We start from the raw sequence: 23,413 nt of genomic DNA, 5'->3' as shown, positions 1-23,413 counted from the left end.
CGGGTCCGCTCTCGCCGCAAAAAGCCGTCGCGCACAGGGTGCGCTCCTACACCGTGGCGGCGGTTTCCTGGCTGTGCAGGCGGCCGCGCAGCGAGTTGCTCATCGCGTCGGTGATCAGCACGTCGACGAACTGGCCGATCAGTCGCGCCGGGCCGGGGAAATTCACGTAGCGCATGTTTTCGGTGCGGCCGCTGAGCTCGCTGGCGTCCTTGCGGCTGGGCTTTTCCACCAGCACGCGCTGCACGGTGCCGACCATCGCCTCGTTGATCGCCCTGGCGTTGGCGTTGATCGCCGCCTGCAGCCGGCTCAGCCGTTCGTGCTTGACCTCGGCCGGGGTCGGGTCGGGCAGGTTCGCTGCCGGGGTGCCGGGGCGTGAGGAGAAGATGAAGCTGAAGCTCTGGTCGAAGCCGACGTCGTCGATCAGCTTCATGGTCTTGGCGAAATCCTCGTCGGTCTCGCCGGGGAAGCCGACGATGAAGTCCGAGCTGATGCAGATGTCCGGGCGCACCGCGCGCAGCTTGCGGATCTTCTGCTTGAACTCCAGTGCGGTGTAGCCGCGCTTCATCGCGCTGAGGATCCGGTCGGAGCCGGCCTGCACCGGCAGGTGCAGGAAGTTGGCCAGCTTCGGAACGCTGGCGTAGGCCTCGATCAGCGAATCGGAGAACTCCAGCGGATGCGAGGTGGTGAAGCGGATGCGGCCGATGCCCTCGATCTGCGCGATGGCATGGATCAGCACGGCGAGATCCGCGGTGCCGCCGTCGTGAGTGGCGCCGCGATAGGCATTGACGTTCTGGCCCAGCAGATTGACCTCGCGCACGCCCTGTTCGGCGAGCTGGGCGACCTCGACCAGCACGTCGTCGAACGGCCGGCTGATCTCCTCGCCGCGGGTGTACGGCACCACGCAGTAGCTGCAGTACTTCGAGCAGCCTTCCATGATCGAGACGAAGGCGGTTGGGCCTTCGGCGCGCGGCTCGGGCAGGTGGTCGAACTTCTCGATCTCGGGGAAGGAGATGTCCACCTGCGGCTTGCCGGTGGCGCGGCGCGACTCGATCAGCTCGGGCAGGCGGTGCAGCGTCTGCGGGCCGAACACCAAGTCCACATACGGCGCACGCTTGACGATGGCCTCGCCCTCCTGACTGGCCACGCAGCCGGCCACGCCGATCAGCACCGGCCTATCGCCGGCCTTGTGCTCCTTCCAGCGGCCGAGCTGGCTGAACACCTTTTCCTGCGCCTTCTCGCGGATCGAGCAGGTGTTGACCAGGATGACGTCGGCCTCGGCCTCATTGTCGGTCAGCTCCAGGCCGTGCGACGCCTTGAGCACGTCGGCCATCTTGGCCGAGTCGTACTCGTTCATCTGGCAACCGTGGGTCTTGATGAAAAGCTTGCCGCTCATGGGGCGAGGTACCGTGGTTCGGGTGGGGGGCGGCAGGCCGCCGAACCGCGCAGTTTACTCGCCGGCGTGCCGGCCTGTCAGCAAGCGGGCGTGACGGATCAAGCACTTGCGATGCCCGGTGATGACGGCGTCGGATGCGGCCCGGTGCCGCGACACGGTGCACAGCCTGGCGCTTCCACACTTGGCGATGCGGCGGGATCGCTGCACACTGCGCCGCATGACCGCTGCCACGCGCCAGAAGGGGAGCGCCGGTCGGTCGGGCCATTGCTTCCCGCATTCGTCGATCCTGCTGCGGATCGCGTTCGGCTGTGCGTTCGCGATGTTCACGTTGTGGCCGCACGGGGTGCGCGCCGAGGTGCTGTACCGCTGCACCGGCGCCAGTGGCGAGGCCGTGTTCACCAGCAAGACCGCCGGCTACCAGCGCTGCCACCGGATCGGCGCGTATGCCGCGCCGCGGCGGACCGTCACGCCGCGCCGCGCGCCGGTGGCGCGCAATCCTTTCGCGGGCGTGGTGGCTTCGGTCGACACCACCGCCACGGCGCTGTCCGCGTTGCCGCCGCCGCGCCGCCTGTTCGTCGGCGTGCAGGCGTCGGTGGAGACCACGGCGCAGGTACTGCCCGACCTGCCACGCCGGCCGGGTGTGCGCGGGCAGTGGGACTATCAGGAGTCGCGAACCGAGCTCGCCAGCGCTAGCGCAGCGGCGACGGAGCCGGGCGATCGCGTGCTGCGCGGCGCGGTGTATCGGGTCAAGAAGGCCGACGGCAGCGTGGAGTACACGAACATTGCGCCGGCGCGCGACCGCGGCCACGCGGTCACGATGTTGTTCACCTACATCGCCACCTGCATGGCCTGCGACCTCCATTCGCCGATCCACTGGAACTCGGTGCGCTTGAACCTGCAGGACTACGCCAGCGCGATCCGCCAGGCCAGCGCCGATTACGGCGTCAACGAGGCGTTCCTGCGGGCAATCATCCATGCCGAAAGCGCGTTCAATCCCCATGCGCTGTCGATCAAGGGGGCGCAGGGCCTGATGCAGCTGATGCCGGGCACGGCCAGCGACATGGGCGTGCTCGATGCGTTCGACGCCGAGCAGAACATCCGCGGCGGAGCGCGCTATCTCGGCATGCTGCTGCAGTCCTTCAACGGCAACGAGAAGCTGGCGGCGGCCGCCTACAACGCCGGTCCCGGGGCGGTGCAGCGCTACAAGGGCGTGCCGCCGTATGCCGAGACTCAGGTCTACGTCAGCCGCGTCGCGGCGCTGCGCCAGCGCTATGGGCAGGCATTGCGCCCGCCGCTGGCCGTCCGCGCCGGGATGGCATCAACCATCCAGTGAGCTGTCCGGCAGGGTGGCCGGCCGCTGCGCGATGGTGACGTTGAGGTGGAACGGGGCGCCGTTGCGCAGGCCGGACACATCGACCGTGCTGCCCGGCTTCAGTGATGCCTCGTGGCGACGCAGTTCGGCCGGGTCGGCGATGTCGTCGTCGCCGATGCGCAGCAGGATATCGTGTGGCTGGATGCCGGCCGCCGCGGCCGGGCCGCCGGGGTAGACCTCGGACACCTGCACGCCGCGCGCCGCCGCGGGCAGGCCGCTGTCGGCCGCCACCGGCACGAAGGCGTAGTCGGCGCCCAGCCAGCCGCGCACCACGTGGCCGGTGTCGATGATCTGGTCCAGCACCTTCTTGGCGCTGTCCATGGGAATGGCAAAGCCGATGCCCTCGGCATTGGCGGCCTTGCCAATCAGCAGCGTGTTGATGCCCACCAGGTTGCCCTTCGCGTCGATCAGCGCGCCGCCGGAATTGCCCAGGTTGATCGCCGCATCGGTCTGGATGAAGTCCTCGGGGCTGGAGCTGCTGAGCTGCCGCCCGATCGCGCTGACGATGCCCATGGTGACCGTCTGGTTGAGGCCGAACGGATTGCCGATCGCCAGCACCACGTCGCCGGCGCGCACGTTGGTGTGCGGCTGGAAGTGCGCCACCGGCAGGTTGCCCGCGTCGATCTTGAGCACCGCCAGATCGGTCTCCTGGTCGGCGCCGACGACGCGCGCCTTCGCCACGCGGCCGTCGTACAGCAACACCTGGATGTCGTCGGCATTGGCGATGACGTGATTGTTGGTCAGCACGTAGCCATCGGCGTTGACGATCACGCCCGAGCCCAGGCTCTGCTCGCGCCGCTTGTAGGCCGGCCCGGCGGGCATGCCGCCGAACAGCCGCTGCAGCAGCGGATCGGTGTACATCCGCAAGGCCTGCTCGGTGACCGTCTTGTTGGCGTAGATGTTGACCACCGAGGGCGCGGCGCGGGCCACGGCGTCTGCGTAGGAGAGTGTCGGTCCGGTCGCTCCTCCGGTGCTGGCCGGCGTCGCGGCCGGTGCGGGTGCGGCCAGGCCGAAGCGCTCACGCAGGCGTTCGCCCGAACCGGGCCACAGCAGACTCACCACGAAGGCGAGCGCCAGCCCCAGGATCGCAAATCGGGCGATGAAGGCGAGCAGGCCGGCGGCATGTTTCATTGCGGGAGGCTTTCGTAAAATGGTGCGTGGAGACGGCGCGCGCGGCATGCTGCGGCGCGTGACCGCACCGCGCGTTTGATTGTACGGGGCAGGGGCTGACGCTACACTAACGCGATTTTTGCGGGTGCCGGATTTTGACCGGCACGTGCGAAGCAGGTCGGCCCGTCGTTGCGAGGGCGGCCGTCGCGGCCAGAACCTCGGACGTCACCGGAAGCTGCTGACGGCCCGGGGCGACGGATTTCCGTGGCTGGTGGCTCGCTTCGCAGGTGCCAGTGGAAGCCGCCGGTCCGCACCTCAATGGCATTGCAAGTTCCGGAGAGCCTGATGGCGAACGAAGTCGTCGATCACGGCCGCCGCCGTTTCCTCACAGCAACCACTGCGGTGGTTGGTGGCGCGGGAGTCGTCGCGGCAGTCGTGCCCTTCATCAAGACGTGGGAACCGAGCGCACGCGCCAAGGCCGCCGGTGCTCCGGTGACCGTGGATATCAGCAAGATTGAGGAAGGCCAGAAGGTGACCTTCCCGTGGCGCAGCCTGCCGGTGTTCGTGGTCAACCGAACCAAGGCCCAGCTCGCCTCGCTGCCGATGGTGGATTCGCGCCTCGTCGATCCGAAGTCCGATGGTGCCTCAGCGGCCCAGCAGCCGAAGTACGCGCAGAACGAAACCCGCTCGATCAAGCCCGAGTGGCTGGTGGTGGTGGGCATCTGCACCCACCTGGGCTGCGTGCCGGACTTCGTGCCGGAGATCAAGCCCGAGCCGTTCGATCCGGACTGGAAGGGCGGCTTCTACTGCCCTTGCCACAAATCGCGTTATGACATGGCCGGCCGCGTCTTCAGCGGTGTGCCCGCGCCGAAGAACCTGCAGGTGCCGCCGTATCACTTCGTGAACGACAGCACCATCCAGATTGGCGTGGATCCGAAGGAGGCCGGCTGATGGCTAACGTATTCACCCGCATGGGCGACTGGGTCAACGAGCGCGCGCCGAACATGATGCCTGCGTACCGCAAGCACATGACCGAGTACTACGCGCCGAAGAACTTCAACCTCTGGTACTACTTCGGTTCGCTGGCGCTGCTGGTGCTGGTCAACCAGATCGTTACCGGCATCTTCCTCACCATGAACTACAAGACCAGCGCGCTCGAAGCGTTCGCCTCGGTCGAGTACATCATGCGTGACGTGGAGTGGGGCTGGTTGATCCGCTACATGCACTCAACAGGTGCCTCGCTGTTCTTCATCGTGGTGTTCCTGCACATGTTCCGCGGCCTGATGTACGGCTCGTACAAGAAGCCGCGCGAGCTGGTGTGGATCCTCGGCATGCTGATCTTCCTGGTGCTGATGGCCGAGGCGTTCATGGGCTACGTGCTGCCGTGGGGCAACATGTCGTTCTGGGGCGCGAAGGTGATCATCTCGCTGTTCGGCACCATCCCCTACATCGGCGACTCGCTGGTGCAGTGGATCATGGGCGACTACATCCCAGCCGACGCCACGCTCAACCGCTTCTTCGCGCTGCACGTGATCGCGCTGCCGCTGGTGCTGCTGTTGCTGGTGGTGCTGCACATCGCCGCGCTGCACGAAGTGGGTTCGAACAACCCCGATGGCGTGGAGATCAAGAAGGGTCCGAAGGGCAACCGTTGGGACGCGCTCAAGCCGGCTGACGGTATCCCGTTCCACCCGTACTACACGGTGAAGGATCTGGTCGGCGTGGGCTTCTTCCTGCTGATCGCGGCCTTCATCATCTTCTTTGCGCCGACCTTCGGCGGCTGGTTCCTCGAGCACGACAACTTCATCCCGGCCAACAACCTGGTGACGCCGTCGCACATCAAGCCGGTGTGGTACTTCACTCCGTTCTACGCGATTCTGCGCATGATCCCGTCGTTCATGGGCACGGCGATCTGGGGTGTGCTGGGCATGTTCGGTGCCATCGCCCTGCTGTTCGCAATGCCGTGGATCGACGTTGGCCAGGTGAAGTCGATCCGCTATCGCGGCACCGGCTACAAGGTGGCGCTCGGCCTGTTCGTGCTGTCGTTCTTCATGCTTGGCGCCGTCGGTGCCGGCGTGACCGCCGAAGTGATCCCGGAGTGGTTCGGCGACGTCGACGTGACGTTCTGGGAAGGCCTGTTCGGCCGCGCAATGACCTTGATTTACTTCGGCTTCTTCGTCTTCCTCGGGCTCTACACGCGCCTGGGCTGGGAGACCACCAAGCCGGTTCCGGAACGGGTGACGATGCATGACTAAGCGTTATTTCTCCACGATCGCGCTGACGCTCGGCCTGCTGGTCGGCAGCATGTCGGCGATGGCCTCCGAGGAAGGCGGCCTGCCGTCGGCGGGCACCAACATCAGCGATCAGGCATCGCTGCAGCGTGGCGCCAAGCTGTTCTTCAACTATTGCGTGGGCTGCCACTCGCTGAAGTTCATGCGCTACTCGCGCATCGGCGAGGACCTGGGCCTGTCCGAAGAAGAGGTGATGAAGAACCTCAACTTCACCGGTGCCAACTTCGGCGAGACGATCGAGTCGCACATGCCGGCGGCCGATGCGGCCAAGTGGTTCGGCAAGGCGCCGCCGGATCTGTCGCTCGAGGTTCGCGCAAAGACCGCTGACTGGGTTTACGCCTACCTCAACTCGTTCTACCTCGATCCGAGCCGCCCGGTGGGCTGGAACAACACCGTCTTCCCGAACGCCTCGATGCCGAACCCGCTGTGGGAACTGCAGGGCGTGCAGACGGCGGTGAAGAAGGACGGCGGCGAGGAAGTGGAGAAGCTGGAGCTGACCAAGCCGGGCAAGATGACGCCGGCGGAGTTCCAGCAGGCCACCCGCGACCTGACGAACTTCCTTGAGTACGCGTCCGAGCCGGCCGCGCTGCAGCGCAAGCACTACGGCATCTGGGTGCTGCTGTTCCTGGCCGGTTTCACCTTCCTGGCATACATGCTCAAGAAGGAATACTGGAAAGACGTCCACTGATCGCGACGATAGTGGCAAGCGTGCGGCGGCCCCTGGCCGCCGCATTCCGTTGTTAGCTGGGGAGATTGCGCATGGTTCAAAGCGCCCGCTCGCGTACGGTGCTCACTCTGTACACCACCGCCGATGACATCCAGTGTCACCGGGTGCGCCTCCTGCTCGCCGCCAAGGGCGTGAGCTACGAACGCGCGATGGTGGAGCCTGGCAAGCCGCCGGAAGACCTCGTCGACCTGAATCCCTATGCGACCACGCCGACCCTGGTGGATCGCGATCTCACCCTGTACGACACCTCGGTCGTCTGCGAGTACCTCGACGAACGCTATCCGCATCCCCCGTTGATGCCGATCGATCCGCTTTCGCGGGCGCGGCTGCGTCTGGCTGCCGTGCGCATCGAGCGCGACTGGTTGCCGGAAGTGGACATCATCCGCGCCGGCGGCCGGCCGGCCGACGCGGCGCGCAAGCGCCTGCGCGAGCAGTTGCTCGCCTCGCTGCCGCTGTTCAAGGCCGCCAAGTTCTTCCTCAATCCGGAGATGAGCCTGGCGGACTGCCTGGTGGCGCCGGTGGTGTGGCGCCTGCCGTGGCTGGGCGTGGATCTGGGCAAGGAGGGGCGTCCGATCCTCGATTACGGCGAGCGCCTGTTCCACAGCCAGGGCTACGCACGCAGCCTGACCGCTGAGGAAAAGGCGATGCGGCCCTGACGATGGCCCACGACGACACCCCCGCGATGACCTCCAATCGCCCGTACCTGCTGCGGGCGATCTACGACTGGATCACCGATAACAACCTGACGCCGTACATCCTCGTCGACGCGGCGCGCGAGGGCGTGCGCGTGCCGCCGCAGGTGATCAAGAACGGTCAGGTGGTGCTCAACCTGGCGATGCGTGCTGTGGCGAACCTCGACCTCGGCAACGAGTGGATCAGCTTCCAGGCCCGCTTCTCCGGGGTCAGCCAGTCCATCCTGATCCCGGTTTCGGCGGTGCTCGCGCTGTACGCCCAGGAAAACGGGCAGGGCATGATGTTTCCCGCCGAGGAAGGCGATGGTGGAGACGTACCGCCACCGCCCACCGACGGCGGCGAGCCGCCCGGGGGCGCGGAAGGCGGTGCCGACGGCGACCGGCCCAAGCGCGGCGCGCCACACCTGCGCGTCGTCAAGTAAGGCAGATCCTGCGGCCGAGGCAGGTTCGTCGGGGTGCGCCGCGGTCCGGTCTGGTCAGGGCTGCGCTCGATCGTCCGGCAATCGACGGCGCAGCGGCACCACGTTGGCGCCGGTGGCGCTGGTGGTTCCCAGCGGAGCCTGGTCCATCGTGCGCGGCGGCAGGGGCGATTCCCCGCTGCCGCCCACCAGCCAGTGCACCGTCGGCAGGCTGAGGCCACTCACGCGCTGTCCGATCATCCACACGCGGCCTTGTTCGCGGTCGTCGCCATCCACGCTGACGTCGAAGCCGTAGCCGCGCTCCAGTCGTCGATGGCCATCGAGGCGGCGCAGCCTGAGGGCGCGCAAGCCTACCGTCTCGTCCAGCAGTTGCAGCCCGTGCAGCTCGCAGTGCCGCCGCGCTGCGGCGACAGCCAGTTCGCGTGCGCGGGAGAGCTTCATCCAGGCGGCGACGATGCCACCGAGGACGAGCAGGAGGAGAAGGTCGCGCAGATTGCCCATGTCGGCAGTGTGTGTGCGGTGCCGGGGCTTCGCAAGGGGAGCCCGGCCCCGGCTCAGTCCAGGCGCAGGCGCAGCGACAGGTCGATGGCGCGCACGTGCTTGGTCAGTGCACCCACGGACACGAAATCGACGCCGGTGTGGCCGATGGCGCTGATGGTATCGAGGTCGACGTTGCCCGAGACCTCGAGCGAGGCCCGCCTGGCAGTAATCCGCACGGCTTCGCGCATCATCGGCAGATCGAAGTTGTCGATCATGATGCGGTCGGCCCCGGCTTCCAGCGCCTGGGCCAGCTCGTCGAGGTTCTCCACCTCTACCTCCAGCGGCAGGGAGGGGTGCATGCGGCGCCCGGCGGCCACGGCCGCGGCGATGCCGCCGGCCGCCAGAATGTGGTTTTCCTTGATCAGCACGCCGTCGTACAGGCCGATGCGGTGGTTCCAGCCACCGCCGCAGCGAACCGCATACTTCTGGGCCAGGCGCAGCCCCGGGACGGTCTTGCGGGTGTCGAGCAGCCGCGTGGCGGTGCCGGCCAGGGCTGCGACGTACCGGGCGGTCACCGTGGCCGTGCCGGACAGCAGTTGCAGGAAGTTGAGCGCGGAGCGTTCCGCGGTCACCAACGCACGAGCCTGCCCGTGCAGGGTGCAGACCGCCGTATCCGCCGCCATCGTGTCGCCATCGCAGTGTCGCCACTCGATACGCACATCGGGGTCGAGTCGTCGGAAACAGGCGTCGAACCAAGGCGTTCCCGCCAGCACGGCCTGCTCACGGCAGGTGAGCACCGCGGTGGCGTGGGCCGCAGCAGGCAGCAGATCCGCCGTGGCGTCGCCCGCGCCGATGTCTTCGGCGAAGGCGCGTGCCACATCAAGATCGATCAGCTCGGCGGGCGGCGGGGAAAAACGGTCGCCCTGACTCATCCGCGCTCCGGCGCATCACTGGCGGGCTGGCTGAGCCGGCCCACGATGGCATCCATGGCGCGGTCGAAGAACGCGTTGGAGGCCAGCACCCGGGCGCTGCCGCCGGCCAGCGAGGCGGCCAGCTCCTGCGGCGCAAAATCGCCCACCTTGAGGCCGCGCCGGTTCACGAACAGGTAGCGGCCGCTCATTGGGCTGATCCACGACAGCTTGGCACGCTCGGCCGGGCCATCGGCGGGGCAGAACTCGATCCAGGTGCCGGGCTTCATGGCGCCGACCGCTTCCATCTGGGCCAGCACCTCCGGCGGCAGGATCTCCAGCGGCTCGTCCGGCTGGTCGGCCGGCATGGGCGCGCCTTCCTGCACCGTGTCGACGATCGACTGGATGCTCTCGGGAATCGCCGGCGGCGTCTGTTCGGATGCCACGGCGGCAGCCGGACCGGCTTCCCCGAGCTGGAGGCGGTAGTAGGCGTGCAGCTGATCGAGCAGCCGCTCGACGTCGTTTTCCTGGAACGCGACGTTGGCCAGCCCGCGGCGCAGGGCGCGCTCGATGCCCGGGAGCATCTGGCGCAGCGTGGCGCGGCTTTCTTCGTCGTTGCCCAGACGGGTGCTTGCAACGAATTCGTTGACGAAGCGCAGGCCGTCGGCGAACTCCGGCGAGTCCTCGCCCTGCCGCAGCAGGATGAGCACCAGATAGTTCGCCCAGGCTCGTGCGAGCACGCCATGGACCAGCGGAGGAATCGGCTTGCCGTCGATACGCTCCAGAATTTCGCGAGCGGCGCGGCGACGCGCCTGCTCGAGCTTTTCGCGACCGCGGGTGGATTCGGCCACACGTTGTTCGGCCAGCTCCGCGCGCTTGCGGGTCAGTTCCTGGAACTCCTGCAGATCGGCCAGCAGGCGGTCGAAGATGCCCATGTCGTCGTCGAACTCGTGCAGCAACTGCTCGACGATCGTCTTGACCTTGTCGTGCAGCCGGCGGTCCTTGTCCGACTCGTCCGACCAGCCCTTGGCCACATCGGCGAGGCTGTCGAGCAGGCGGCGGGCCGGATGCTGCCGATGCGCGAACAGGCGGCGGTCGAGGATCGCCGCCTTGAGATAGGGAATCTGCAGCCGGGCCAGCAGCACCTGCATCTGCGGCGGGAGATTGCGGTCTTCGAGGATGAACTCGAAGAGCATGCCGACCAGGTCGATGGTGTCCTCGTCGATCGACGAGACATGGTGCGGGCGCTCGCCGCGCAGCGATCCGATCTGGTTGAGCAGATGCTCCTTGAGCGTGGCGACCTCGTGAGCGATGTCGAGGTCGGTCGCCACGCCCGGGTTCGCGCTGGCGCTGCCCGCGCCGGGCGCGAACAGCCCCTGACTGGCCAGCTGGTTCTGTAGCACGCTGAGGGCGCCGAGCAGCTCGTTCGCGGTGGGAATGGCCTGCGGCCCGGCGCTGCCGCCGCCGGCTGACTCGTGGCCACCGCGACGCGCCGTGAACAGTGCATGCAGGGTATTGAGCAGATTGCCCGCGTCTTCGGCCGAGACTTCGCCGCCGCTCTGGGCGGCACCGCCGGCCGCGCCCGGGCGGTTGCCCGCAGCCGCGGGCGAGGTGCCGCGGACCACGCCGTGGCGCAGCTGCGGCAGGACGCCGGCCCGCACCAGCTCGGTGTTGAGCTCCTGATAGAGCTCTTCCAAGCCCGACAGCACGTACCGATCGAACAGCTTGTAGATGATCAGCTTGACGCGCATGTCTGCCGACAGTTCGCGCATCGCCTGGCGGAAGGTCTGGGTCAGGACGGTCGGCCCGACCGGATTGGTGGCGTCGTCCACCTTGATGCCGCCGCAGATGACGGACAGGCGCTGGTTCAACGCGAACAGGTCGCGGGTGATGCGCGACTCGTTCTTGCTGATCATGCTGGTGATGGCGAGCGATTCCTCGAGCTCGTTCTCGCCGACCAGGCTCAGCTCGATGCTGCCCAGTGAGGGAGACGCCGGTTCGGCCACCGCCGAACGCCGGTTGGCGGCGAACTCGGTCAGTTCGCGACTGAACTGGGCCAGGTAGGTGCGCTCGACGGCCGGCCGGCGCTTGCGCACTTCGCGCATGCCGTCGAAGTAATGCATTTGCGCGGCGTTGTTTTCCGCCTTTTCGGCCAGGTCGAACAGGGCGTCATCGACGTGCTCGAACATGTTGCCGAGCAGCGCCTGCAGGCGCCGGCTGGCCATGTCGCGCACCGAGTGCAACAGTCCGCCCAGGCGCTCGGGCGATTCCGGGCGCTGGTTGAGGTTGACGATCTTGCTTGGTTCGATGGCGTCTTTCATCGCCGCCCCCCGAGGCGAGGCCCCCTGGACATCAGCGACCGCAACGGCCGCACGAGAGCAGACAATAAGCCGAAATCGGCCGTCATGTCATGCGCTGGGCAACAGTTTTGGGCTCAGGCCGCCGGCAGATCGCCCAACTGCAGGGTGCCGATCCCTTCCTCGGGCAGCATGACCGGAATGCCGTCCTCGACCCGATAGATCACCTTGCCGTCGACGGTGATCAGCGCCTCGTCGATCCGGGCGGTCACGGTCTGGCCGCCCACCGTCTGCAGCGTGCCCGCCCCGATGGACCGGTTGGCGGCCTCCAGCTCCGTCCGCGACGCGGGCCGAACCGGCGTTTTGCTGACCGGGCAACAGAGGATGTCGAGCAGGCGCTTGTCCATGGATGCGGGGTGTCGGTGCCGGGGAAAGCCCTTACAATAGCGGCTTTTGGACGGTCCAGCCATGACGACAACTGCATTGCCGCCGCGCGTTGGCGTGGTCATGGGCTCCCGCTCGGACTGGGAGACCATGCAGCATGCCGCCGAGCTGCTCGCCGAGCTTGGCGTGGCCCATGAAGTGCAGGTGGTCTCGGCCCATCGCACGCCCGACCTGCTGTTCCAGTACGCCGAACAGGCGGTGGATCGCGGCATCCAGGTGATCGTCGCCGGGGCCGGCGGCGCAGCGCATCTGCCGGGCATGCTCGCCGCCAAGACCCGTGTTCCCGTATTTGGTGTGCCGGTGCAGTCCAAGGCGCTCAACGGCATGGACTCGCTGCTGTCGATCGCGCAGATGCCTGCGGGCATTCCGGTGGGAACGCTGGCGATCGGCCGGGCCGGCGCGGTGAACGCTGCGCTGCTCGCCTGCGCCGTGCTGGCCTTGCACGATCCCGCCCTGGCGCAGGCGCTGGACGGTTACCGCGCGCGTCAGACCCGCAACGTGCTCGACAACCCGGATCCGCGCGCATGAGCGAGCGTCGACAGCCGGTTCTGGGCATTCTCGGTGGCGGGCAACTGGCGCGCATGCTGGCGATCGCCGGCGCGCCGCTCGGCGTGCAGACGCTGGTGGTCGATGGCACCGCGGACGCCTGTGCCGGGCAGGTCGCCCCGCTGGTGGTGGCCGATTGGCACGACCAGGCCGCCCTGGGCGAATTCGCACGCAAGGTCGACGCGGTGACCTTCGATTTCGAGAACGTGCCGGCCGACACGGCGCACTGGCTGGCCGAGCGCGTGGCGGTGTTCCCGAACCCCCGCGCATTGGCGGTGGCCCAGGATCGCCTGGCGGAGAAGACCCTGTTCCGTGATTGCGGCCTCGCGACGCCGGAGTTCGTGCCGGTCGACACCCGTGCCGACCTCGATCGCGCGCTGGCCGTCACCGGTGCCCCGGCGATCCTCAAGACGCGGCGGCTGGGTTACGACGGCAAGGGCCAGTTCCGTCTGCGCACCGCAGAGGACGCCGACGCAGCGTGGGCGGCGCTGGGCGCACAGGCGGCCGCGCACGGCCTGATCCTTGAAGCCTTCGTGCCGTTCGAGCGCGAGCTTTCGGTGTTGGCGGTACGCGGCCGCGATGGCGATTTCCGTACCTGGCCGCTCACCCGCAACTGGCACACCGATGGCGTGCTTAGCCTGAGCCTAGCGCCGGCGCCGGATATCGACGCGCTGCAACCGCGCGCCACCACGCTGGCGCGCACGCTCGCAGAACGGCTCGACTACGTCGGCGTGTTCGCGCTGGAGCTGTTCGTGAAGGACGGCGAGCTGCTCGGCAATGAGATGGCGCCGCGCGTACACAACTCCGGGCACTGGACCATTGAAGGCGCCCACACCAGCCAGTTCGAGAACCACGTCCGTGCCGTGCTTGGCCTGCCGTTGGGCGACACCGGCGCGCGCGGTGCATCGCTGATGTTCAACTGGATCGGCGAGCTGCCCGACCCCGCTCCGGTGCTGCGCACCGTCGACGGCCACTGGCACGACTACGGCAAGCAGGCGCGGCCGGGTCGCAAGGTCGGTCATGCGACGGTGTGCGCGCCGGATGCCGCGACACTGGTGGAGCGGGCCGAGGCGCTGGCCCAGGTGATCGGCTGGGAGCAGCCGGTGGCGGCCGTGCGTGGTGCCTTCGGCGACTGATCCGGGCGCCAGCGAACGGCGGGCACAAAAAAAGCGGAGCCGGTGACGGCTCCGCTTTTTCATGGGTGATAGCGAAATCAGGCCAGGTTCTTGGCCGCGAAGTCCCAGTTCACCAGGTTCCAGAACGCCTCCAGGTACTTCGGGCGGGCGTTGCGGTAGTCGATGTAGTAGGCGTGCTCCCACACGTCGGCGGTGAACAGCGGCTTGTCGCTGCCGGTGATCGGCGTGGCGGCATTGGAGGTGTTGACGATGCCCAGCGAGCCGTCCGGACGCTGCACCAGCCAGGTCCAGCCCGAACCGAAGTTGCCGGTGGCCGACTTGGTGAACTCTTCCCTGAACTTCTCGAACGAGCCGAACGCCTTGGTGATTGCGTCGGCCAGCTTGCCGCTCGGCTCGCCGCCGCCGTTGGGCTTCATCGAGTTCCAGTAGAAGGTGTGGTTCCACACCTGGGCGGCGTTGTTGAACACGCCACCGGAGGACTTCTTCACGATGTCTTCCAGGGGCGCGTCCTCGAACTCGGTGCCCTTGATCAGGTTGTTGAGGTTGGTGACGTAGGCCTGGTGGTGCTTGCCGTAGTGGTACTCCAGCGTCTCGGCGGAGATATGCGGCTCGAGGGCATTCTTTTCGTAGGGCAGGGCGGGCAGTTCGATCGCCATGACTTGGCTCCTTGACGTTGGCTGAGAGGGGAATGGGCTTGGGTCCGCGCCCGAGCGGCGCCGGGGAAGCGGCTGATACACTAGCGGCTTGCCTGCATTGTAGTGATGAATACCCGAGCTATGGACGTCAACGAACGAATCAAGGCGGTGCTCGCCGAGCACGCCATAGTGCTCTTCATGAAGGGCACGCCGCAGTTCCCGATGTGCGGCTTCTCCAGCCGGGCCGTGCAGGCGCTGAAGGCGGCGGGAGCATCGTTCCACGCGGTGAACGTCCTGGCCGATCCGGAAATCCGCGCCGCGCTGCCGCACTACGCCAACTGGCCGACCTTCCCGCAGTTGTTCATCCAGGGCGAGTTGATCGGCGGCTGCGACATCATCGAAGACCTGCACGCGGCCGGTGAACTGGAGCGCATGGCCAGCGACGTGCTTGGGGCGCTGCACGGATGACCATGCTGCGCGTGAACGAGTACGCGCCGGTGCCTGCCGGCGCGCTGGCCGAACGCGTGGTGCTGGTCACCGGTGCCTGCGGCGGCCTGGGGACCGCGACGGCGAAGGCGGCGGCACGGGCCGGCGCCACGGTGATCATCACGGGGCGCCGCAAACGTCAGCTGGAGCAGCTGTACGACGCGATGCTGCAAGAGCATCTGCCCGAACCGGTGATCCACCCGATGGACATCGAGAGCGCCACGCCGGCCGACTATGAAGTGCTTGCCGACGGCATCGAGCGCGACCTCGGCCGGCTCGACGGCATCGTGCACGCCGCGGTGAGTTTTCCCGGCCTCACGCCGCTGGCCATGCACAAGCCCGACCAGTTCCTGCGCGCGATGCACGTGAACGTGTCCGCGCCGTTCGCGCTTACCCAGGCGTGCCTGCCGCTGCTCGCGAAGTCGCCGGACAGCGCCGTGGTGTTCGTGCTGGACGATCCGGAGCTGCTGGCGCGGGCGCACTGGGGTGCCTACGGCGCCTCCAAGGCGGCGCTGGAGCGTATGGCCGAGATCCTGCATCAGGAAAACGACCGTGGCAGCGTGCGCGTGCAGTGCCTGTTGCCGGGGCCGATGCGCACCGCGCTGCGGCGTGAGGCGTACTTCGGCGAGGACACGTTCCGCCATCCGCCGCCGGATGCCGCGGCCGAGGCAGTGGTCTACCTGCTCAGCCCGCAGGGCGCCGCGGCGCGCGGTGCGGTGCTGGATCTGCGCAAGGCCTGACCGGCCGTACATCGCGCCTTGCGGGGCGTTTCACCAACACACAGGGGCTGTATCCATGGAAGCGCAGATGACCACCCTGTCGGCGGGAATCCTGCTGTTCCTGATCATGGATCCGCTGGGCAACATCCCGTTCTTCCTGAGCCTGCTCAAGGACGTGCCGCCGCGCCGCCGGCGCGTGGTGATGGTGCGCGAGCTGCTCATCGCGCTGGGCGTGCTGCTGGGGTTCCTGGTCGGCGGCCAGCTGATCCTCAAGGCGCTGCAGTTGCGGCAGGAATCGATCAGCATCGCCGGCGGCATCGTGCTGTTCCTGATCGGCATCCGCATGGTGTTCCCGCCGGCCGACGGCGGCGGCATCTTCGGCAAGCCGGGGCAGGGCGAGCCGTTCATCGTGCCAATGGCGATTCCCGGCGTGGCCGGCCCCTCGGCGATGGCCGCGCTGCTGTTGCTGACGAACACCCAGCCCGGCCGCACCGCGGACTGGGCGATGGCTCTGGTACTGGCCTGGCTGGCCACCTCGGTGATCCTGCTCAGTTCCACCTACCTGTTCCGGTGGCTGGGCGAGAGCGTGCTCACGGCGCTGGAGCGGGTGATGGGCATGCTGCTGATCGCCCTGTCGGTGCAGATGTTCCTGGGCGGCGTGGCGGCTTACCTGCACCTGACTGTTTGAAATCCTGCCGTCGGCCGGGCCGTCGAGCGGCTGTCATAATTGGGCGCCAGCATGCAGGCACTCCAGGGAGACGGTCATGCTCAGCATCGATAAAAGCCTCGTCGAGCGCCTGCCGTGGCTCGCTCAGCACCCGCGTATCCGCCGTCCGGTCGCTGGCATGCTCGGGCGCCTCGCCGACGAGGCGGGGTTCAATCGCGTCCTGAGGGCCGTGGGCGATGTCCGCGGCCTCGATTTCGTCGACCGCACGCTGGACACCTTGGGCGCCAGCTATCGCATCAATCCCCGCGAGCGGGAAAACATCCCGGTCGATGGGCCGGTGCTGGTGGTGGCCAACCATCCGCTGGGCATGGTCGACGCGCTGGCGCTGCTGCACCTGGTCGGGTCAGTGCGGCCGGATGTCCGCATTCTTGGCAACGACTGGCTGGCGCTGGTCGAGCCGCTGCGTCCGCTGCTGCTCCCGGTGGACGTGTTCGGCAAGGGCGCGGCATCGAAGATGCGCAACATCTATCGCGCCCTGGACAACGGCGAGGCGCTGATCGTGTTTCCGGCCGGCGAGGTGTCGCGGCTGGGGGCCGGTGGCCTGCGTGACGGGGCGTGGTCCGATGGTTTTGCGCGCCTGGCCCTGCGCAGCAAGGCGCCGGTGTTGCCGATCCATGTCGCCGCGCGCAATTCGGCGATGTTCTACGGCGTGTCCATGTTCGCCAAGCCGCTGTCCACCGCCATGCTGCCGCGCGAGGCGGTGACCCCGGCGCGACAGCAGCGCATCGGTTTCAGCGTGGGTGCGCTGGTGGGCGCCGAGGAGCTGGAGCAGCGCAGCGGCGGCGATCCGGCGCAGGCGGCCAAGCTCATGCGTCGCCATGTCTACCGGGTCGGCCGCCACCGCGGCCTGATCTTCGGCGGCCAGGCGCCGCTGGCCCACCCGGAGCCGACCGAGCGCGTGGTGGCCGGACTGGCGGCCGAGGCGGAAAAGCTGGCGGACCTCGCCGACGGCAAGCAGGTTCTGCTGCTGCAAGGCTCGCCCGACAGTGCGGTGTTGCGTGAGATCGGTCGCCTGCGCGAGCTGACCTTCCGCAAGGTGGGCGAGGGAACCGGCGCTCGCCGCGACCTCGACGCCTACGACGCGTATTACGAGCACCTGGTGCTGTGGGACCCCAAGGCGTTGCGCATCGTCGGCTCGTATCGCTTCGGGCACGGCGGGCGAATCATTGCCGAGCGCGGCATGGCGGCGCTCTACACCTCCAGCCTGTTCAATTACTCGCCGGCGCTGGAATCGCGACTGGCGCAGGGTCTGGAGCTGGGCCGCAGCTTCATTGCGCCGGCGTACTGGAAGTCGCGCGCGCTCGATCAGCTATGGCAGGGCATCGGCCTGTATCTGCAACGTCATCGTGAGCTGCGCTACCTGTTCGGTCCGGTAAGCATGTCGGTGAACCTGCCGCGTGAGGCGCGCGAGTGGATTGCGGCGGCCCATCAGCACTACTTCGGTCAGCCGGGACTGGCGGCGGCGCGGCAGCCGTTCGTGGTCTCCCCCGATGTGGTGAGCATGGTGCGCGAGGCGCTGGCGGGGCTGGAGCCGGCCGAGGGGCTGGGCAAGCTCAAGCATCACCTCGATGCGCTGGGTGTCAGTCTGCCCGTGCTCTATCGCCAGTACGTAGACCTGGTCGAGCCCCAGGGCGTGCAGTTCCTCGATTTCGGCGAGGATCCGGGCTTCTCCGGCTGCGTCGATGGCCTGGTGATGCTCGATCTGGCCAACCTCAAGCCCGCCAAACGGGCCCGTTACCTCGGCAAGGCCTAGCCGGGGGCTGTATCGCTTGTCGATGCGCCCCGCCTCAGGGCGGGGCTTCCGGCGCGTGCAGTGAATTCGTTGCAAAACTGTCATACACTACCGTTAAAGTCGGTTTAACAATCAGTTGGCAGGTGGGGTGGACCCGCCGCAACCCGTGTCTCCGACACCAGCACCACAAAAAAACCGGGGAAAAGCACCGTCGTCCTTGAAGCCTGGCTGCCGCCGGGCATTCGTACGTTCTTGCTTTTTTTCGCCCGCCGATTTCCGTTGCGAACCAAAGGGTCGATACCGAATGAACAGTCGAATCCGCTCCAAAGTCCTGCCGTTTGCCATCGCGTCGTTGCTGGCTGTGTCGGCACCGGCCTTCGCGCAGGACACGTCGTCCTCCATCAGTGGCCGCGTGCTTGATGCCGGCGGCCAGCCGGTCGCCAATGCCACTGTGCAAATCGTGCACGAGCCCTCGGGCACCACCAAGGTGGTGACGACGGATGCCAGTGGTCGCTATGCCGCGCAGGGCCTGCGCGTGGGTGGTCCGTTCGATGTGAAAGTCAGCAAGGACGGTACCGAGGCCGACCAGAACAACGTTTACCTGCAACTGGGTCAAGAATCGGCGATCAACGTCACGATGACCACGGCCTCTGCTCAGCAGGCCACCGAGCTGGGCGGCGTGACCGTTTCGGCCAGCACGCTGGCGCAGACGTTCAGTCCTGACAATAAGGGAATTTCCACGAACGTCTCGCGCCGAGAGATTGAGGCTACTCCGACCCCCGATCGATCGATCCAGAACATCGTGCGCCTCGACCCGCGCATCGTGATCACCGACCGCGAGCGTGGCGAGTTCTCCGCGATCGGTCAGAACAGCCGCTACAACAACATCACTGTCGATTCGGTCAGCGCGAACGATCCGTTCGGCCTGAACGCGAACGGCCTGCCGACCCTGGCCACGCCGATCTCGCAGGACACGATCGAGGAATACAACATCTCCACGGCCAACTACGACACGGCGATCCGCCGCGGCGTCGGTGCCAACGTCAACGCCGTCACCAAGAGCGGTACCAACGACTTCCACGGTTCGGTCTACTACGTATTCCAGAACCAGAACATGATCGGCAAGAACGAGATCGACCGTAAGTACACCGCATTCGATCGCCAGTGGACCGGTGGCGCCACCGTCGGTGGCCCGATCATCAAGGACAAGCTGTTCTTCTTCCTGTCAGCCGAGAAGAGCACCAAGGTTGCCGCGGGCAGCCCGTATGGCCCGCAGGACTCCAGCGCCTCCTCGCCGATCGCCGGCCTGACCTCCTCTCAGGTGCAGCAGGTGGTCGATGCGGCCAAGTCGCTCGGCTTGCCTGACCCGGGCACGTACGGCGGCGGCAACTCGAACCTGCAGGACAAGCGCTACCTCGGCAAGATCGACTGGAACATCACCGACAATCATCGCGCGAGCTTCACCTACAGCCAGACCAAGGAGACCAAGCCGGTCATCACCGGGTCGAGCACCAAACTCGTGCTGAACAGCGGCTGGTACACCACCAACGTCAACAGCAAGAGCTACGCGCTGCACTTCTACGATGACTGGTCGGAGAACTTCTCCACCGACACCACGCTGTCCTATGCGAGCTTCGACCAGCTGCGTGGCCCGTACAATGGCGTGGCCAGCCCGGACGTCACGGTGTACCCGGTAGCTTATGGTGGTCCGGCAGTCGAGTTCGGCACCGAGTACTCCAGCCAGGCCAACGTGCTCAAGACCAGCACGCTGAACTTCGCCTGGGCCGGCACCTATTACGCCGGTGACCATACCCTCAAGGGTGGTTTCGATTTCGAGCGCGACAAGTTCTACAACCTGTTCATGCAGAACGCGTACGGCAGCTACACGTTCGAAGACGGTAACGGCATGACCGGCCTGCAGAACTTCCTGGCAGGTAACTACTACAGCTATTACTACAACCGTCCGGCCAACGGTCTGGGCCTCGGCGACGTCGCGGCCAACTACGGCATCAAGCAGTGGGGCGTGTTCCTGCAGGATACCTGGCAGGTCACCAACAACCTGTCGGTGCAGTACGGCGTGCGCGTGGACATCCCGCTGATGAGCGACAAGCCGCTGTACAACGCGACCTTCGCCCAGGCGCCGGGCGTGGGCACCAACGGTGCGGCTACTGGTGGATTCGGTCGCACCAACCAGACCACCATCAACGGCAACCGCGTGGTGCAGCCGCGCATGTCGTTCAACTATACCTTCGACACCGAGCACCTGACCCAGCTGCGCGGTGGTGCGGGCCTGTTCATTGCCAATCCGCCGAACGTGTGGGTGGGCAACATCTTCTCCAACTCGGGCGTGACGCAGACCCAGTTCGTCTGCGGTAACTCGTCGAAGACCTGCTCCGGCGCCAACGCGCCGGCCTTCAGTGCCGATCCGTACAACCAGAATGACGGCGTGCTGACCGCCGGCAAGATGACGGTGAATACCGTCGAGCCGGGTTTCCGCATGCCGAGCGCCTGGAAGTTCTCGCTGGGCTTCGACAAGGAGCTGCCGTGGTGGGGCCTGATCGCGACCGTCGACTATGAGCACATCAAGCAGCGCGACGCGATCCTGTACCAGCACCTGAACCTGGGTGCGCCGAGCGGCATCCTGCCGGACGGCCGCGAGAGCTTCTACAACAGCCTCGCGCTGGATCCGAAGGCCAAGGGCAACTTCACGCGTACCAACGCCAACCCGGCCTTCAACGACGTGATCAACCTGGCCAACACCAGCCGCGGCAAGGCCGACAGCCTCGCCCTGTCGCTGAAGAAGCCGTTCTCGGAAGACTGGTCCGGCATGATCGGCTTCACCTGGAGCCGTGCCACCGAGGTCAACCCGGGCACGTCCAGCGTGGCGACGTCGAACTACAAGTACAACTTCGTCACCAACCCGAACGAAAACAAGGCGAGCCCGTCCAACTACTCAATCCCGCGTCGTGTACTGGCCAGCCTTAACTGGCAGCACCGCTTCTTCGGTGACTACGCCACCAGCGCCAGCATCATGTACGACGGCCACAACGCCGCGCCGTACAGCTGGGCCTTCGGCAACGACGCCAATGGCGACGGCTACGTCAACGACCTCGTCTACATCCCGCATCCGGGTGACGTCGAGTTCCGCGGCAACGTGAGTCAGCAGAAGATCGACAGCTTCTACGCCTACATCCAGCAGAACGACTACCTGAAGGATCACCAGGGCCAGATCGCCGGCCGCAACGGCGACCGCGCAGGCTGGATCAACCAGATCGACCTGAGCTTCAGCCAGGAAATCCCGGGCATCTTCAAGGGCAACAAGGGCATCGTCCGACTGGACGTCTATAACTTCACCAATCTGCTGAACAAGCACTGGGGCATCGAGCATCGCGTCGACTTCCCGGGCGGCCGCTCCCTGGCCGACTACTACGGCGTCGATCCGGTCACCGGCAAGTACATCTACGACATCTCGTCGGCGAACTACACCGGTGCCAACGGTGGCTACGCGCCGAAGGCGATTCCGACGTATGCCAACTCGGGCGACGACCTCGCCCAGCGCTGGTCGGTGCTGCTGACGGTGAAGTACACGTTCTAAACAAGCCATTGGTTTTTGATGTAGTTCGAACCGGCGCCTGTGAGGGCGCCGGTTTTTTTCTGCCTTGACCGTGACATGGCGGCGGGGGATGCTTGGCGGTCCGCCACGGCGCTGCATGAGGCAGTGGGTCGTCAGCGGCAGGAGAGTTTGCGGATGAACGAGATTCACGCCGGCGTTGTCGGCAAGGCCCCCACCGTCAGCGCGCGCATTTCGCCCGCCGGTGGCCTGGACATTCTTTCGCGCAACGAAGTGGCGCGGTTGCGCGATGCCAGCGGTTCGGGCATGCATGCGCTGCTGCGACGCTGCGCCTTGGCCGTGCTGACCTCGGGCAGCATGAGCGACGACCCGCGCTCGATGTTCGAGCAGTACCCCGAGTTCGACATCCAGGTGCTGCAGCAGGATCGCGGCATCAAGATTGAGCTCACGCACGCACCCGCCCAGGCCTTCGTGGACGGCCAGATCATCCGCGGCATCAACGAGCTGCTGGTCGCCGTGGTGCGCGATATCGTCTACGTGTCGACCCAGCTGGAGCAGGGCGGTTTCGACCTCGACGACACCGTGGGTCTGACCCACGCCGTGTTCGAGATCCTGCGTAACGCGCGCATCCTCAAACCGCAGATCGATCCCAACCTGGTGGTGTGCTGGGGCGGCCATTCGATCTCGCGCGACGAGTACGAGTACACCAAGCAGGTCGGCTACCAGCTCGGTCTGCGCGGCATGGACATCTGCACGGGTTGCGGCCCGGGCGCGATGAAGGGACCGATGAAGGGCGCGACCATCGCTCACGCCAAGCAGCGCCGGCGCAACAACCGTTACATCGGCATCACCGAGCCGGGCATCATCGCGGCCGAGTCGCCAAACCCGATCGTCAACCAGCTGGTGATCATGCCGGACATCGAGAAGCGCCTGGAGGCCTTCGTACGCATGGGTCACGGGATCATCGTGTTCCCCGGCGGCGTGGGCACGGCGGAGGAAATCCTCTATCTGCTGGGCATCCTGCTGCACCCGGACAACGCCGGCGTGCCGTTCCCGCTGATCTTCACCGGGCCGCGGCAGTCGGCCGCCTACTTCGAGCAGATCGACCGCTTCCTGCGGCTGACGCTGGGCGAGGAAGTGGCGCAGCACTACCAGATCGTGGTGGACGATCCGGCGGCGGTGGCGCGGGCGATGGTCAAGGGCGTAGACAAGGTGCGCAACCACCGCCTGGACAACAAGGACGCGTTCTTCTTCAACTGGGCGCTCAACATCCCGTTCGCCTTCCAGGTGCCGTTCCGGCCGACCCACGAGGCGATGCGTTCGCTGGCAATCCATCGCGAGCGTCCGCGCCACGAACTGGCGGCGGATTTGCGCCGGGCGTTTTCCGGCATCGTCGCGGGCAACGTGAAGGAAGAGGGGGTGCGTGCCATCGAGCAGCACGGCCCGTTCGACATCGATGGTGAGGCCGACATCATGCGTTCGCTCGACGAGCTGCTGCAGGCATTCGTCGCGCAGCACCGCATGAAGCTGCCCGGCGGCACGGCTTACGTGCCCTGCTATCGGGTGCGCTCGGCCTGATCGAAAAGCACCCGGCAGCGTCTTGACAGCCCGGGTCTCCCTCGACAAACTACGCAGCTCACGCCCGAATAGCTCAGCTGGTTAGAGCACTTGACTGTTAATCAGGGGGTCGTTGGTTCGAGTCCAACTTCGGGCGCCATATCTGACAAGGCC

Annotated in this window: 21 protein-coding genes and 1 tRNA gene; 15 read left to right on the top strand and 7 right to left on the bottom strand. The window is 66.6% G+C overall.

Annotated features, from left to right (window positions below; genetic code table 11):
- Positions 1-46: 46 nt before the first annotated feature.
- Positions 47-1,393, bottom strand: a complete 1,347-nt coding sequence (gene miaB / locus ACQVBX_RS10990; protein ID WP_431634113.1) for a tRNA (N6-isopentenyl adenosine(37)-C2)-methylthiotransferase MiaB — start codon at positions 1,391-1,393, stop codon at positions 47-49.
- 217 nt (positions 1,394-1,610) lie between these two features.
- Here miaB and ACQVBX_RS10985 point away from each other — a divergent pair, with 217 nt between their 5' ends.
- Positions 1,611-2,726: a lytic transglycosylase domain-containing protein gene (locus tag ACQVBX_RS10985; protein WP_431634112.1), complete on the top strand. Its 1,116-nt coding sequence runs from the start codon at positions 1,611-1,613 to the stop codon at positions 2,724-2,726.
- Here ACQVBX_RS10985 and ACQVBX_RS10980 read toward each other — a convergent pair.
- A complete protein-coding gene (locus ACQVBX_RS10980; RefSeq protein ID WP_431634111.1) occupies positions 2,712-3,896 on the bottom strand; it encodes a S1C family serine protease in 1,185 nt (394 codons plus the stop codon). The two genes, ACQVBX_RS10985 and ACQVBX_RS10980, sit on opposite strands and share 15 nt — an antisense overlap.
- A gap of 324 nt (positions 3,897-4,220) precedes the next feature.
- Between ACQVBX_RS10980 and petA the strand changes: the two genes are divergently transcribed.
- The 5 genes from petA to ACQVBX_RS10955 all read left to right on the top strand — a co-directional run bounded on the left by petA (position 4,221) and on the right by ACQVBX_RS10955 (position 8,004).
- Positions 4,221-4,826 (top strand): ubiquinol-cytochrome c reductase iron-sulfur subunit, encoded by a 606-nt coding sequence (petA, locus tag ACQVBX_RS10975; RefSeq protein ID WP_431634110.1) that lies wholly within the window; start codon positions 4,221-4,223, stop codon positions 4,824-4,826.
- Positions 4,826-6,127 (top strand): cytochrome b, encoded by a 1,302-nt coding sequence (locus ACQVBX_RS10970; protein WP_431634109.1) that lies wholly within the window; start codon positions 4,826-4,828, stop codon positions 6,125-6,127. The genes petA and ACQVBX_RS10970 overlap by 1 nt, the downstream gene beginning before the upstream one ends.
- Entirely contained in the window at positions 6,120-6,851 is a 732-nt protein-coding gene (locus tag ACQVBX_RS10965; RefSeq protein WP_431634108.1) for a cytochrome c1, read from the top strand. Before ACQVBX_RS10970 ends, ACQVBX_RS10965 begins: the two co-directional genes overlap by 8 nt.
- A 71-nt stretch (positions 6,852-6,922) precedes the next feature.
- Complete coding sequence (locus ACQVBX_RS10960) at positions 6,923-7,546, top strand: glutathione S-transferase N-terminal domain-containing protein (protein WP_431634107.1); 624 nt, start codon at positions 6,923-6,925, stop codon at positions 7,544-7,546.
- A 2-nt stretch (positions 7,547-7,548) separates the two neighbouring features.
- Positions 7,549-8,004 carry a ClpXP protease specificity-enhancing factor gene (locus ACQVBX_RS10955; protein ID WP_431634106.1) on the top strand — a complete coding sequence of 152 codons (456 nt, stop codon included), beginning with the start codon at positions 7,549-7,551 and terminating at the stop codon, positions 8,002-8,004.
- Between the two features lie 54 nt (positions 8,005-8,058).
- On the opposite strand, the gene ACQVBX_RS10950 is transcribed toward ACQVBX_RS10955, so the two are convergent.
- From ACQVBX_RS10950 to ACQVBX_RS10935, 4 genes are all read right to left on the bottom strand, one after another.
- On the bottom strand, positions 8,059-8,502 hold the full coding sequence (locus ACQVBX_RS10950) for a DUF3301 domain-containing protein (protein ID WP_431634105.1): 444 nt from the start codon (positions 8,500-8,502) through the stop codon (positions 8,059-8,061).
- Between the two features lie 53 nt (positions 8,503-8,555).
- The gene (gene nadC / locus ACQVBX_RS10945; RefSeq protein ID WP_431634104.1) at positions 8,556-9,413 is read right to left on the bottom strand and encodes a carboxylating nicotinate-nucleotide diphosphorylase; all 858 of its coding nucleotides are present in this window, start codon (positions 9,411-9,413) and stop codon (positions 8,556-8,558) included.
- Complete coding sequence (locus ACQVBX_RS10940) at positions 9,410-11,710, bottom strand: DUF1631 domain-containing protein (RefSeq protein WP_431634103.1); 2,301 nt, start codon at positions 11,708-11,710, stop codon at positions 9,410-9,412. The genes nadC and ACQVBX_RS10940 overlap by 4 nt, the downstream gene beginning before the upstream one ends.
- A 113-nt stretch (positions 11,711-11,823) precedes the next feature.
- A complete protein-coding gene (locus ACQVBX_RS10935) occupies positions 11,824-12,093 on the bottom strand; it encodes a Trm112 family protein (RefSeq protein WP_431634102.1) in 270 nt (89 codons plus the stop codon).
- 61 nt (positions 12,094-12,154) lie between these two features.
- Between ACQVBX_RS10935 and purE the strand changes: the two genes are divergently transcribed.
- Together purE and ACQVBX_RS10925 are read left to right on the top strand one after the other, a co-directional pair.
- Positions 12,155-12,658: a 5-(carboxyamino)imidazole ribonucleotide mutase gene (gene purE / locus ACQVBX_RS10930; RefSeq protein WP_431634101.1), complete on the top strand. Its 504-nt coding sequence runs from the start codon at positions 12,155-12,157 to the stop codon at positions 12,656-12,658.
- On the top strand, positions 12,655-13,812 hold the full coding sequence (locus ACQVBX_RS10925; protein WP_431634100.1) for a 5-(carboxyamino)imidazole ribonucleotide synthase: 1,158 nt from the start codon (positions 12,655-12,657) through the stop codon (positions 13,810-13,812). The genes purE and ACQVBX_RS10925 overlap by 4 nt, the downstream gene beginning before the upstream one ends.
- A 77-nt stretch (positions 13,813-13,889) precedes the next feature.
- On the opposite strand, the gene sodB is transcribed toward ACQVBX_RS10925, so the two are convergent.
- Positions 13,890-14,468, bottom strand: coding sequence for a superoxide dismutase [Fe] (sodB, locus tag ACQVBX_RS10920; RefSeq protein ID WP_431634099.1), 579 nt, complete (start codon positions 14,466-14,468; stop codon positions 13,890-13,892).
- A gap of 120 nt (positions 14,469-14,588) precedes the next feature.
- Between sodB and grxD the strand changes: the two genes are divergently transcribed.
- The 7 genes from grxD (at position 14,589) to ACQVBX_RS10885 (ending at position 23,399) form a co-directional block, all read left to right on the top strand.
- Complete coding sequence (grxD, locus tag ACQVBX_RS10915) at positions 14,589-14,915, top strand: Grx4 family monothiol glutaredoxin (protein ID WP_431638162.1); 327 nt, start codon at positions 14,589-14,591, stop codon at positions 14,913-14,915.
- Entirely contained in the window at positions 14,912-15,673 is a 762-nt protein-coding gene (locus ACQVBX_RS10910; protein ID WP_431634098.1) for an SDR family NAD(P)-dependent oxidoreductase, read from the top strand. Before grxD ends, ACQVBX_RS10910 begins: the two co-directional genes overlap by 4 nt.
- A gap of 67 nt (positions 15,674-15,740) precedes the next feature.
- Complete coding sequence (locus tag ACQVBX_RS10905; protein WP_431634097.1) at positions 15,741-16,340, top strand: YhgN family NAAT transporter; 600 nt, start codon at positions 15,741-15,743, stop codon at positions 16,338-16,340.
- Positions 16,341-16,416: 76 nt separating this feature from the next.
- Positions 16,417-18,132, top strand: coding sequence for a GNAT family N-acyltransferase (locus ACQVBX_RS10900; RefSeq protein WP_431634096.1), 1,716 nt, complete (start codon positions 16,417-16,419; stop codon positions 18,130-18,132).
- Positions 18,133-18,415: 283 nt separating this feature from the next.
- Positions 18,416-21,706, top strand: a complete 3,291-nt coding sequence (locus ACQVBX_RS10895; protein WP_431634095.1) for a TonB-dependent receptor — start codon at positions 18,416-18,418, stop codon at positions 21,704-21,706.
- A 153-nt stretch (positions 21,707-21,859) separates the two neighbouring features.
- A complete protein-coding gene (gene ppnN, locus ACQVBX_RS10890; protein ID WP_431634094.1) occupies positions 21,860-23,260 on the top strand; it encodes a nucleotide 5'-monophosphate nucleosidase PpnN in 1,401 nt (466 codons plus the stop codon).
- Between the two features lie 62 nt (positions 23,261-23,322).
- Positions 23,323-23,399: transfer RNA gene (locus tag ACQVBX_RS10885), tRNA-Asn, on the top strand.
- Positions 23,400-23,413 lie beyond the last annotated feature (14 nt).

The sequence above is a fragment of the Dyella thailandensis genome, assembly GCF_050749815.1.
Classification (GTDB): domain Bacteria; phylum Pseudomonadota; class Gammaproteobacteria; order Xanthomonadales; family Rhodanobacteraceae; genus Dyella_A.
Note: the sequence above shows the minus strand (reverse complement) of the source record. Positions and strands in the feature narration are given on the sequence as shown.